Origin of the sequence: Pedobacter sp. PLR (assembly GCF_026239675.1) — a bacterium.
Taxonomy (GTDB): Bacteria; Bacteroidota; Bacteroidia; order Sphingobacteriales; family Sphingobacteriaceae; genus Pedobacter.
The window spans coordinates 694,054-707,126 of sequence record NZ_JAPIVQ010000003.1; the positions used below are offsets into that span (position 1 = coordinate 694,054).

Genomic DNA, 13,073 nt, shown 5'->3' on the forward strand with positions numbered 1-13,073 from the left:
TTACCCGGAATTTGCGTGGAATTTTTAAAACTTAATATCAACGTTTTACGTTATCACCATAATTTAAAAGCATACCGGTTCGTTTAATGATAATAACCCTGACTAAATTTTGATAAATATGAACAATGCGCTTAATAACGATTCCAGCGATTGTTTCTACACAGGTGGGGATTTTCAAAACTTTTTTAAAGTATCCCCGCAGTCGGTGGTTTTTAAAGCTAATTCTCCGGATTTCACCATTTTAGCGGTAAGCGATCAATTTGTAGAGATTTCCTTAAAGCCCAGAGCAGAGTTATTGGGCAAAAACCTGTTGGATGTTCTTCCTGGTAAAGTAAAAGATGATTACGGCTGGGAACTAGCGCTTAATGCACTGGAAGACGTGATCAGCACAAAGAAAAAAGTAGAGCTTCCGATTTATATCTATGACATCTATTCCAGTGAAACAGGTAAGATGGAGCCATTGTACTGGTCAAATTCTTATCAGCCGGTGTTGGACGAGCAGGGTAATGTTGCCTATATCATCAATTCCACCACCAATGTGACGGCGCAGGTGATGTTGAAAGACATGGCGACAACCTCAGCAGAAAACCTGCTTCAGCAGCAGCAACGTCTACATAGGATGTTTCTGAAAGCTCCGATTGGAATGGCACTCTATACTAAAGACAATTTTATCATTGAATATGCCAATGAAGCCATTTGTAAGATGTGGGGGAAAGGTGGGCCTTTAGAGGTTTTAGGGCAATCTATCTTTGATTTACTGCCTTCTATGCTTGATTTCGGCTATCGGGAGATTTTTGAACAGGTTATTTCCACCGGACAGGCTTATCAGGGAAGGGAATCGCCGGTTAAATATGAGCGGGATGGGGTACTGGAGACTTTCTATTTCGACCTGAATCTGGAGCCGGTATTTGGCAAAGGGCAGGAGGTTACCGGATTGCTTTCTGTGGTAAATAATGTGACGGGTAGGGTCTTCGCAAGGAAAAAAATTGAAAATGCTGAAGAGCGGCTTCGTCTGGCTTCCGAAGCAACGGGTATTGCGAGTTGGGACCTGGATCTGCAAACCATGGAAATCATTTATTCTCCTGGTCTGGCAGATTTATTCGGCATACCAGGAAAGAAAGACCTGAGCTATGCGGAGCTTCGTTCGGTCATCCATACAGAGGATACTTCTGTAGTGGAGCAGGCCTTTCAAACCGCATTGATTACAGGAAAGTATAATTATCAGGCCAGAATTAACCGGCCTGATGGCTTGATTTACTGGATTAGCGTTACCGGAAAGGTGATGTTTAACGACAATGGAACACCGGTCAGGATGCTGGGGACCGTAATGGACATTACGGAAAGTAAACAGGAAGAGTTGCAGAAAAACGATTTTATTGCCATTGCAAGTCATGAGTTAAAAACGCCGTTAACCTCTTTAAAAGCGTACGCGCAATTATTGAAATCCAGTAAGGCAGCCACAGATCCGGGCTTCATTAAGAATGTGGGCACCAGAATTGAAGGGCAGATTAATAAAATGACCAAGCTGGTATACAGCTTTCTCGATCTTTCAAAAATTGAAACCAATAAGACCGAACTTAGAAAAGAATTGATCGATGTAAATGAGCTGATTAAAGAAGTCATTAATGATTATTTATTTCAGGAAAAGAACCATCCGATTCTGTTTGATGGAGAAGAATTACCCCTGGTTTATGCCGATAAATATAAGATTACGCAGGTAATTGATAATCTGGTGAGCAATGCGATCAAATATTCCCCGCAGGGCGGAAAAGTACTGGTTTCTGCCAAACCGGAAAATGGAGAAGTATTGGTTTCTGTAACGGATCATGGGATTGGCATCGACAATAACCACCTCAGTAAAATATTTGACCGTTACTATAGAATTGACGATTTACAGGTGAAAAATGCCTCGGGATTTGGCATTGGGTTATACCTTTGCGCTGATATTGTGGAACGCCACCACGGGAAAATAGGCCTTGAAAGTGAGCCTGGCAAAGGAAGTAGGTTCTTTTTCACCTTGCCAGTTGATGCTCCTTCAAAAATCCACCAGAAATAGGTTATGCAAGTACAAAAACCGTCATGTTTTTTGGACCATGGGCACCAAGTACCAATGATTGTTCAATATCAGCGGTCTTTGAAGGACCGGCGATAAAAGCGCCAAAACCATAAACGGAATCTGCAATTTGCTGATAAGCCTCCTGCATATTGGATAAAATATCTTTTTTATGAACAACTACAACCAGCTGCTGACAAATAAAAGGGATCACTCTTTGTCCCATTAAGGACTCCGTTACCCAGAGTGCCGCGTTTTCTGCTACGCCAAAATGCGCCTTAATTATGGCTACATCTACGTTTTCATAACTGTGAGGGTCCTGATTTTCCCAGTCTTTTTCAGTAAGTTCTTTCAATTCAGGAATCGTGGAAATGATTCTTGGTAAACCGGCAAACTGTGTGTTGATCAGCCCGATCATTTCGGCATAGTCTTTTACAGGATGCATCATCCCGCCAATTCCATCGAGTACTTTGCCGAACATTTCCACAGGATCAGCGTACTGAACCAGGGCGATTAAATCTGCGGGTAAAACGGTTAGATCAGGTTGGTTTTCTTTAACGCGTGCAAGGATCTGTGCTCTGCTACTCATTGTTATTCTTTTTATACCATTCACGGAAAGACTGTTGGGGTGGCGTTGGCATATCGCGCTGCTTATACCAGGCATTTAACTTGTTGTTGACCAAAAAAGGTGCGTTTTTCATCACCCATCGGCCCGCTTTTCCGGCAGTTCTATATACGGAAGGATTGGACAAGGTGAATTCCATGGTTTTCATGGCAATCGCTTTTTTAGGGTCTGCATAACCTTCTTTCACAATCACTTGTCGCCATTTGTAAAGTTGCTCATGGATGTTGATTTTTACCGGACAAACATTGGTGCAGGAACCACATAGGGTAGAGGCAAAAGGTAAATCTGCATATTGCTTCATGTCCAGGTTGGGTGCTAAGATGGCTCCAATAGGACCGGCAATGGCCGTGTGGTAACTGTGTCCACCGCTTCTGCGATAGACCGGACAGGTATTCATACAGGCTCCACAGCGGATACATTTTAGAGAGTTACGGAAATCCGCTCTTCCAAGTTGTTGTGTACGCCCGTTATCTACCAGAATCAGGTGCATTTCCTGTCCTGCTCTGGGTGTTCGAAAATGGCTGGAATAGGTCGTAATCGGTTGTCCGGTTGCACTTCTGGCCAAAAGCCTTAAAAATACACCCAGGTTTGCGCGTTTTGGAATGATCTTTTCAATCCCCATACAGGCAATATGAACCTCAGAAAGGTGTGCGCCCATATCGGCATTGCCTTCATTGGTGCAGACTACAAATTCTCCGGTTTCCGCAACTGCGAAATTGACACCGGTAATCGCCGCTCTTCTGGTCAGGAACTTCTCACGAAGATGCACCCTCGCAGCAGCAGTAAGTAATTGCGGGTCTGAAGCACCTTTAGGGGTGCCCAGATGCTCATGGAACAATTCTCCGATTTCTTCTTTTTTCTTGTGGATACAAGGCAATACAATATGACTCGGCGGTTCTCCGGCCAGCTGGACGATGCGTTCGCCAAGGTCAGTATCGATAACCTCAATCCCGTTTTGCTGTAAATATTCGTTCAAATGGCATTCTTCAGTCAGCATAGACTTACTTTTTACCATTCTGGTGATTTCTTTTGCTTTTAATATGGAATGGACAATCTGGTTATGCTCCGCGGCATCGGCAGCCCAATGTACGATAACGCCATTCTTTTGCGCATTGCTTTCAAACTCCGACAGATAATCGTGGAGATTGGACAATACATTGTCTTTAATCTGAGAAGCATTTTCTCTGAGCGCTTCCCATTCTTCCAATGTATTTGCGGCTTTATCACGCTTTGCACGTACAAACCATAAGGTTTCATCGTGCCAGTCTACGCGGGCTTCATCCTGATTGAAGAGGTCAGACAATGCTGCGTGGTCCTTTATTCCTGTACTCATTTTCTTAAATTTCTGCGTTTAAATCTAATGGGTTAAACTTCTTCTGCATTTAGAATTTCTGCAATGTGCAGCACTTTTACCTGGCTATTCCGGCGTTTTAAAATCCCTTCCATATGCATCAGGCAGGACATATCTGCTGCCGTGATGTACTGTGCACCATGGTTGAGGTGGTCTGCAACGCGGTCTTTACCCATTTTTACAGATACGGCCTCTTCTGCTACGCAAAAGGTTCCGCCAAATCCGCAACATTCATCCGGGCGGCTCAATTCTACCAATTCCAGATCTTTCACCATATTTAACAGGTGTAAAGGTTTTGAAAATGGAGCAGCCACCAATTCTGTCATTTGGGACATCATCAATCCCCTTTGTCCGTGGCAACTTTGATGTACGCCTACTTTATGCGGGAAACGCGCAGTTAACTTTTCTACCTTTAAAATGTCCGTCAGGAATTCCGTCAGCTCATAAACCTTTTTACGTACACCAATTGCTTTTTCCGGCTGTCCATCACTATGTAAATGGTCTTTTATATGTAGAACGCAACTTCCGGAAGGGGAAACGATATAGTCGAACTCCGCAAAATTATCAATGAAAAGTTCATTGCAACCGGTCGTCAGGTGCTCAAATCCTGAATTGGCCATAGGTTGTCCACAACAGGTTTGCTGTAGCGGATAACTGACCTTAACGCCTAGTTTTTGAAGGAGCTTTAAGGTGGCAATTGCTGCATTTGGATAGAACTGGTCAATGTAGCAAGGGATGAAAAGGCCAACGGTCATAGAGAAAAGTTTAAGGTTTCGTGATCCCAGGTACCACATCAGAATTCCTAAGAAAAAGGGAAGTTATCACTTTTGATGGAATTTCAAGGCTTCGCGGCAATTCTGCTTAATATATTGCCAAAATAATGGAGGAGATGTGCTTTTTGGAATTTTATGAAAACGTTTTCATTTTATGGAAGAAATGACTAGCTTGCCTCTTCTTAGTTTACTGAAAATCCAGTTTTATAGATGAATAAGGATAAAAAACCGCAACAAAACACCATTCTTGATATCGCAGAGGCCTTGAAGCTTTCTCCGGCAACGATTTCAAGGGCGCTGAACAATCATCCTCATGTGAAGGAGAAAACAAAAAGCGATGTATTGAAAATGGCGGCTCAGCTGGGGTATAGAAGGAACCAGATGGCTTCGGGGTTAAGGAGTAATAAGACCCATACCGTTGGGCTTATCGTGCCTCGTATATCCATGTTTTTTCATGCAGAAGTGATCACCACGATTCAGAATGCCCTGCATAAACATGGGTATAACCTGATTATTTGCCAGTCAAATGATCTGCTGACTATGGAAGAAGAACTCGCCGATATCCTTTATGCTTCCAGAGTAGATGCCTTGATTGTTGCCTGTACCCTGCAAACCACGGATTTTAGTCATTTTGATAAACTGGTGAGTAGCGGAATTCCCGTGATTTTTTACGACCGTGTTCCCCTGGATGCCTATCCCGCAACTTTTATTAAAGGGGATGATTTTCGCGGAGGATATCTGGCTACCTGTCATTTGATTGAAACGGGTAGTCAAAAGATTGCCCATATTTCCGGGAAGTTAAGCTCTAACCTTTATCAGGATCGTACTGCGGGGTTTAGGAAGGCAATGGAACAACACCAGCTGCCGGTAAACCCCGATTGGGTTTTCCATCAGGAACTGACCCATGAAAATGCGAAAGAAGCGATGACGAAGATGTTTTCAGGAGCAATTGTTCCCGATGCCCTGTTTTCCGCTAATGATGTGACGGCCATTGCCGCACTCGAATTTGCCAAAGAAAACGGGATTCAGGTGCCCCGTGATTTGAAAATTATCGGGTATTCAAATGATCCGAGAACTTCAATCATTACGCCCGCTTTGTCTACCATAGAGCAGTATCCAGCTAAGGTTGGGCAAAAAATTGTAGAGGTGTTGATGGAGCAGTTGAAAAATGGAGAAAGGGAAGTCGGGCAAAAACCTTATGTGATTCCGGTTGATCTGATCAGGCGGATGTCTTCCTAAATAATTGAAACACAAATTTTGAATTAATAATAGATATAGATTATGCAAAAGCTTCTTGTTTTTTTAAGTTTTTTAATGATGAACACTGCTGTTCTAAAGGCCCAGAATATTCCGGCAAAAGCGGGAATGAGCCAGTTAATTGATGATCAGTTTAAATTTGCTGAACAGCAATACAAAGTACTCAGCAAGAATGTTCCGGCAGATGTGATGCCTCAAACCTATAATGCGGCGAAAAATAAAGTGCAAACCAGTGACACCAAATGGTGGTGCAGTGGCTTCTATCCGGGTACCTTATTTTATATCTATGAGTATACGAAAGATCCGGAAATCCTGACCGAAGCGACCGCCAGATTGGGTATTCTTGAAAAGGAAAAACACTATACAGGAAACCATGACCTGGGTTTCATGATGTATTGCAGTTTTGGTAATGCTTATCGCATCACTAAAAACCCCGCTTACAAAACTACAATAGATACTGCTGCGGCTTCCTTAACAACCAGATATCGCCCTGCGGCAAAAGTAATTCAATCCTGGAATGCCAATAAGAAATGGGGTGGACCAGTGATTATTGACAACATGATGAACCTGGAATTGTTGAGCTGGGTGTCAGACCATGGTGGTGATAAAAAATATAAGGAAGTGGCGATTACTCATGCCAATACTACTTTAAAGAATCACTTCCGTCCGGATTTCAGTTCTTACCATGTGATCGATTATGATATGAAAACAGGGGAAGTGGTGAAAAAACAAACTGCACAGGGTGCCGCAGATGAGTCGGCATGGAGCAGGGGGCAAAGCTGGGGATTATATGGATATACCATGATGTACCGCTTTACCAAAGACAAACGCTATCTGGAGCAAGCTAAAAATATCGCTAAGTTTACCTTGAATCATCCTAATATGCCGGCAGACCTGGTTCCTTACTGGGATTTTGATGCACCGGGTATTCCAGATACTTACCGTGATGCTTCTGCAGCTGCTGTAAATGCTTCGGCATTATTGGAGCTGGGGCAGTATGTCAGCAAAAAAGAACGTAAAACTTATGTGGATGCAGCAGAAAAGATGATCCGTTCCCTGGCCTCAGACGCGTACCGCGCGAAATTGGGAGAGAATGGTGGTTTTCTTTTGATGCATAGTGTAGGTTCTATTCCGCATAAATCGGAAATCGATGTGCCTTTAACTTATGCCGATTATTACTTCTTAGAAGCCTTACACCGTTATAAAAACTGGTATTTGTAAGCGCTTAAAACAACGGATTAAATAAAAACAATCGCCTTAAAATAAAACAGGCAGGATCATATTCAATTATTAAAATTATATAGATGAAAACATATTTTGACAGCAGGTTCGCATTGAGCCCAAATGAAGGAAAACAATTAGATACTCAAGGATTACGTGATAACTTTCTGATGGAAAAGCTTTTTGAAGCAGATGCCATTCATTTGACTTTATCCCATTTCGACAGATATATTGCCGGTGGTGTAATGCCGGTAAAAGGAACCGTTCTTTTATCCAACCCGGAAAACCTGAAAGCTAAGTACTTCCTGGAAAGAAGAGAATTGGGGATCATCAATGTCGGTGGAAAAGGTACTGTAGTTGCTGATGGAACTACTTACGAATTGGAATATAAAGAAGCTTTATACCTTGGTAAAGGCACACAGGAAGTGAGTTTTTCTTCCGCTGATGCAAATGCACCGGCTAAGTTTTATATCAATTCTGCACCTGCACACCATACTTATCCTTCAAGAAAAGTTTCTAAAGCAGAAGCAGAAGTAGTAGAATTAGGTTCAGCAGCAACGGCCAATCACAGGGTGATTAATAAGTTGATTGTGAACAGTGTATTGCCTACTTGTCAGCTGCAAATGGGCATGACAGAATTGAAAAGTGGTAGTGTCTGGAATACTATGCCGGCACATACCCACGATCGCAGGATGGAAGTTTACTTCTATTTTGAAGTACCGGAAGGACAGAGTGTATGTCATTTTATGGGACAACCTCAGGAAACCAGACACGTGTGGATGCAAAATGAGCAGGCGATTATTTCACCAAACTGGTCGGTACACTCCGGAGCAGGAACCAGCAATTATACTTTCATCTGGGGAATGGCTGGTGAGAACCTTGATTATGGCGATATGGACCACTGCGCGATAACAGAACTGAGATAAAAAAGATAAACCAAAATAGATCAGGTTGTGCTGAATAGCGACAGCCTGATCTTTTAAATCGTATGAACTAATGAAAAAGATTCTTCTGGTGCTATGGGTATGTGCAACGCTGCCCATCGCCCTTACCGCACAAACAAAAAATGCGAAGGCTGTGATCAGCATTCAGAACACTTCGAAAATAAAAAGAACAGCTGCGGTAACTTCAATACCATGGCAAAATGTGCTGGCGAAATATCCGGCAATAGATACGGCAAACTTTAAGGTCTTGAATGCGGCACAAAAAGAAGTGCCTTTTCAATTGGAATATAAAGGACTGACAAGTCCTCAAAACTTGCTGGTACAGTTGGACGTGCCGGCAAATGGTACTGTTAAACTAACTATTGTTCCAGGAAAAGGGCTGAAACCAGTTCAAAAGACTTTCGGTAGATACATTCCTGAGCGTAAAGATGATTTCGCCTGGGAAAATGATAAGGTGGCTTTCCGTATGTATGGAAAAGCGCTGGAAAATACGCCGAAAGAAAATGCTTACGGTATCGATGTATGGGGAAAGCGAGTGAGCAGAATGGTGTTGAACGAACGTTATAAACGAGGTAAATACCATGAAGACCTTGGTGATGGGAATGATTATTACCATGTAGGGCTGACTTTGGGCGGCGGCGATATTGCCCCGATAGCAGGTGATAAAATCTATTATCCTTTAAACTACAGAACCTGGAAAATCCTTGATCAGGGAGCATTGCGTTTCACTTTTCAATTGAGTTATGAAAACTGGGATGTTGCCGGGAAATTAGTGAAAGTATCGAAAACGATTTCACTGGATGCAGGTTCTCATTTGAATAGGGTAGAAGCAAACTATGAATATCCGGGAGGTGGCAACTTACCAGTGGTAGTCGGGATCATTAAAAGACCTGAACCGGGAACTTTATTGTTAAGTGAACAACAAGGTGTAATGGGTTATTGGGAGCCTAAACATGGCGCAGACGGTACCATGGGGATAGGGGTGATCTTATCAGATCCTAAACTTCAGATGAAGGTAACCAAAGAGCAGTTACTGGCAGAAACTACTGCAAAAAGTGGATCACCTGTGGTGTATTATAATGGTGCAGCATGGGATAAAGCAGGTGAAATTACAACTGCTGAGGCCTGGTTTACCTACCTGAACAATTTTAAACAAACATTAGAACAGCCTTTAAAGGTGACTGTTCAATAAGTCTTATTTTATAAAAACATCATCAAATGTCGGTACTGAATTTATTTAATTTAAAAGGTAAAATAGCCCTGGTTACAGGTTGTAAACGTGGGATTGGAAAAGCTATGGCCGAAGCACTTGCGGAAGCCGGAGCAGATATCATTGGCGTATCCGCCAGTCTGGAAATTGAAAACTCTGCAGTAGCGCAGTCAGTGAAAGCTTTAGGACGTAATTTCTTTGCTTATCAATGTGATTTTAATGACCGTAGTTCTTTAAAGGCATTTATTGAAAAGGTGAAATCAGAACATCCGGTAATTGATATTCTGGTAAACAATGCAGGTACTATTCTGAGAAAACCAATCGCGGAACATCCGGATGAATATTGGGATGAAGTGATTGCCGTGAACCAGACTGCACCATTTATCCTCACCCGTGAAATCGGAAAAGAGATGGTATTGAGAGGGTCTGGAAAAGTGATCTTTACTGCTTCTCTTTTGACTTTCCAGGGTGGAATTACTGTGCCTGGTTATGCCGCAAGTAAAGGTGCTGTAGGGCAGTTGACAAAAGCTTTTGCCAATGAATGGGCCAGCAAAGGGGTAAACGTGAATGCCATTGCACCAGGTTATATTTCTACAGATAATACCACTGCTTTAAGAGCAGATGAGAATAGAAGTCGCTCCATTATGGAACGTATTCCTGCGGGAAGATGGGGAGAAGCGGAAGATTTTAAAGGACCAACGGTATTTCTGGCTTCTGAAGCCTCAAACTATATGCACGGTACAGTGATGACTGTTGACGGTGGATGGATGGGGAGGTAGGATGAGAAAGACAAGCCTATCCTTGCTGTTTTTATTGGGCATTTCGTTGAATACGGATGCCCAACAAAAGAAAAATGAACGTCCAAATGTGATCATCATCAATATGGACGATATGGGCTATGGAGATACGGAACCTTATGGGATGACCGGTATTCCAACCCCCAATTTTAACAGGGCGGCAACCGAAGGGATGCGCCTCACACATTTCAATACGGCACAGGCCGTATGTAGTCCTTCCCGGGCAGCACTCCTCACCGGATGTTACCCAAACAGGCTCAGCCTGGCTCATGCTTTAAGTCCGGAAGCAAAAACAGCTTTAAGTAATTCTGAAGAAACCATTGCTTCTTTATTGAAAAAAGAAGGATACAAAACTGCAATGCTCGGAAAATGGCATCTTGGCTCTAAAGCGCCATTCCTGCCCACTTATTTCGGCTTTGATAGTTTTTATGGCATCCCTTATTCCCATGATATGTGGCCGGTTGGTTACGATGGGAAGCCGCTGGATTCCTCCACTTACAGAGGAAGATATCCGCGATTGCCCATCATAAGCGGTGAGAAAGTGGTCGCCTATAATGATAACCTGGAAGATCAGGGGAAACTGACCGGTACCTTCACTAAAAAAGCAGTCGAATTTATTACGGATCATCAGCAGGAACCCTTCTTTTTATACCTGGCACAACCCATGCCACATGTGCCTTTAGCAGCTTCAAAAGCTTTCAAAGGAAAGAGTGAACTGGGGGTATTTGGCGATGTAATTATGGAATTGGACTGGTCGGTGGGAGAGATTATGAAAACGTTGGATCGATATAAACTGTCGGAAAACACGATTTTGATTATTACCAGCGACAATGGTCCATGGTTAAATTTTGGTGACCATGCAGGTTCTACCGGAGGCTTTCGGGAAGGAAAAGGAACGGCCTGGGATGGCGGTACCCGTGTTCCCTGCCTGATCAGGTGGCCCGGTAAAATTGCTGCAGGGAGTGTGAACTCTCAATTGATGGTGAATACAGATCTTTTACCCACTATTGTGGCATTGACCAAAGCAAAGCTGCCGGTTCATAAAATCGATGGAATGGATTTCTCCGCTTTACTAACCGGAAAAACGGCTAAAGGTCCAAGGGAAGTTTTTTACTATTATTATGATGTCAATAACCTGAAAGCAGTACGGTATAAAAACTGGAAACTGGTGTTTCCACATAGTTCCAGAGCGTATTCAGGTAGTTTACCAGGTAAAGGTGGTTATCCTGGCCCTGCGCCAGATGTAAAAGTGAAAAAGGCTTTGTATAATCTATCCCATGATCCCGGGGAACAATACGATGTTCAGGAAAACTATCCTGAAATCGTTAAGCAAATAGAAGGATTTGCGGAAGAAGCAAGAGCGGATCTTGGCGATGACCTGACGAACCGAAAAGGGGCAAACAGGAGGCCGGCTGGAAAAGTTAATTAAGCCGCCCTGGCCAAACATTTTATACTTACGGAGAAGAAATAGAATGGCAGGGGAACTTGCTTTATTAGCGTAGCAAAGGTTTAAAAACATAAACATCAAATGATATTTTAATGAGAAGAAGGAATTTTTTTAAGATTGCGCCATTGGCTGGGTTGTTTGGCTTAATCAATCCGGGGAACGTTATTGCGTCTATTCCGGAAACTTTTACAGCTGTTTCAGACCGGGAATATTGGTTGGCACTCATGATCAGAATTGCAGAACCGGTTTTGAAAAATGCATCTAAAGGGGAGTTGAAGAAAAACATGCCCCTGGAAACACCGAAAGGATATGCGAAAAAAGTAGCCGAAGTGACTTATCTGGAAGCCTTGGGTAGAACACTTGCCGGTGTATCAGGCTGGCTTTCTTTACCTGCCGACCAAACGAAAGAAGGGTTGAAAAGAGCGGAGTTTGCAGACCTTGCGCGGAAAAGTATTCTAAATATCGTAGATCCGGCAAGTCCGGATTATACGGATTTTGTGAAAAAAGGAGAGTCTCAGTTATTGGTAGATGCAGCCTTTTTAGCGCATGCTTTTTTACGTGCGCCACTACAGCTCTGGGAACCATTGCCTGCCGCAGGAAAGCAACAGGTGATTACCGCTTTTCGTAACTTAAGGTGGATAAAACCCGGACAAAATAACTGGTTGTTGTTTGCCGCAATGGTAGAGATTTTCTTTTTGAAAATCGGAGAAGAATGGCAACAGGAAAAAGTGACTTACGCCATCGATAAACACAAAGAATGGTATAAAGGAGACGGCTGGTATGGGGATGGTGAGAAATTCCATTTTGACTATTACAATGGATTTGTGATTCAACCCATGTTGGTAGACATCGTAAAGGTGTTGGTGGAAAAGGGGCTGTACACCGAAAAAGACTATAATTTGATACTGCGGAGAATGCAGCGTTATGGCGCGAGTCAGGAACGTATGATTTCGCCGGAAGGATCGTATCCTGCTATCGGAAGGTCGGTGGTTTATCGTGTTGGCGCATTCCAGCCATTGGGACAGCTGGCCTTAAATCATCAGCTGCCTGCGATGATCAGCCCTGCACAAGTACGCTCTGCTTTAACCGCAGTGATGAAAAGACAGTTCGGAATGAAAGGAACATTCAGTCCTTCAGGATGGTTACAACTCGGTTTTTGCGGACATCAGCCCGAAGCTGCGGAAACTTATATCAGTACAGGAAGTTTATACTTGTGTAGTGTTGGTTTTTTGCCTTTGGGCTTACCTGCCAATGATGTGTTCTGGACAAATCCGGCAGAAGACTGGAGCGGTAAAAAAGCATGGTCAGGACAGTTATATCCGGAAGACCATTCGGTTAGTTTCTAAAGAAAAACACCTGAATAAAAAACGCCGCTGCATCAGTAAAATCATTCTG

Annotated in this window: 11 protein-coding genes; 8 read left to right on the forward strand and 3 right to left on the reverse strand. The window is 43.1% G+C overall.

All coding sequences use genetic code 11. The annotated features are described in order from the left end of the window. Positions 1 to 118: 118 nt before the first annotated feature. Positions 119 to 2,056 (forward strand): ATP-binding protein, encoded by a 1,938-nt coding sequence (locus OQX61_RS10160; protein WP_265841546.1) that lies wholly within the window; start codon positions 119 to 121, stop codon positions 2,054 to 2,056. A 1-nt stretch (position 2,057) separates the two neighbouring features. Here OQX61_RS10160 and OQX61_RS10165 read toward each other — a convergent pair whose 3' ends face one another. From OQX61_RS10165 to OQX61_RS10175, 3 genes are read right to left on the reverse strand one after another with little or no spacing between them, the layout of a single operon-like run. Further along, entirely contained in the window at positions 2,058 to 2,642 is a 585-nt protein-coding gene (locus tag OQX61_RS10165; protein WP_265841547.1) for an LUD domain-containing protein, read from the reverse strand. Further along, positions 2,635 to 4,011, reverse strand: a complete 1,377-nt coding sequence (locus OQX61_RS10170) for a lactate utilization protein B (RefSeq protein WP_265841548.1) — start codon at positions 4,009 to 4,011, stop codon at positions 2,635 to 2,637. The genes OQX61_RS10165 and OQX61_RS10170 overlap by 8 nt, the downstream gene beginning before the upstream one ends. Before the next feature lie 32 nt (positions 4,012 to 4,043). Then, positions 4,044 to 4,784, reverse strand: a complete 741-nt coding sequence (locus OQX61_RS10175; protein WP_265841549.1) for a (Fe-S)-binding protein — start codon at positions 4,782 to 4,784, stop codon at positions 4,044 to 4,046. Between the two features lie 228 nt (positions 4,785 to 5,012). On the opposite strand from OQX61_RS10175, the gene OQX61_RS10180 reads away from it, so the two are divergent. The 7 genes from OQX61_RS10180 (at position 5,013) to OQX61_RS10210 (ending at position 13,024) form a co-directional block, all read left to right on the forward strand. Beyond that, positions 5,013 to 6,041 carry a LacI family DNA-binding transcriptional regulator gene (locus tag OQX61_RS10180; protein ID WP_265841550.1) on the forward strand — a complete coding sequence of 343 codons (1,029 nt, stop codon included), beginning with the start codon at positions 5,013 to 5,015 and terminating at the stop codon, positions 6,039 to 6,041. 75 nt (positions 6,042 to 6,116) lie between these two features. Then, a complete protein-coding gene (locus tag OQX61_RS10185) occupies positions 6,117 to 7,280 on the forward strand; it encodes a glycoside hydrolase family 88 protein (protein ID WP_265841551.1) in 1,164 nt (387 codons plus the stop codon). 83 nt (positions 7,281 to 7,363) lie between these two features. Beyond that, positions 7,364 to 8,206 carry a 5-dehydro-4-deoxy-D-glucuronate isomerase gene (kduI, locus tag OQX61_RS10190; protein WP_265841552.1) on the forward strand — a complete coding sequence of 281 codons (843 nt, stop codon included), beginning with the start codon at positions 7,364 to 7,366 and terminating at the stop codon, positions 8,204 to 8,206. 70 nt (positions 8,207 to 8,276) lie between these two features. Continuing rightward, positions 8,277 to 9,416, forward strand: coding sequence for a DUF4861 family protein (locus OQX61_RS10195; RefSeq protein WP_265841553.1), 1,140 nt, complete (start codon positions 8,277 to 8,279; stop codon positions 9,414 to 9,416). Positions 9,417 to 9,442: 26 nt separating this feature from the next. After that, positions 9,443 to 10,213, forward strand: coding sequence for an SDR family NAD(P)-dependent oxidoreductase (locus OQX61_RS10200; protein WP_265841554.1), 771 nt, complete (start codon positions 9,443 to 9,445; stop codon positions 10,211 to 10,213). 1 nt (position 10,214) lies between these two features. Beyond that, positions 10,215 to 11,660, forward strand: coding sequence for a sulfatase (locus OQX61_RS10205; protein WP_265841555.1), 1,446 nt, complete (start codon positions 10,215 to 10,217; stop codon positions 11,658 to 11,660). A 110-nt stretch (positions 11,661 to 11,770) separates the two neighbouring features. Further along, positions 11,771 to 13,024: a DUF2264 domain-containing protein gene (locus OQX61_RS10210; RefSeq protein WP_265841556.1), complete on the forward strand. Its 1,254-nt coding sequence runs from the start codon at positions 11,771 to 11,773 to the stop codon at positions 13,022 to 13,024. The last annotated feature ends 49 nt before the right edge of the window (positions 13,025 to 13,073 follow it).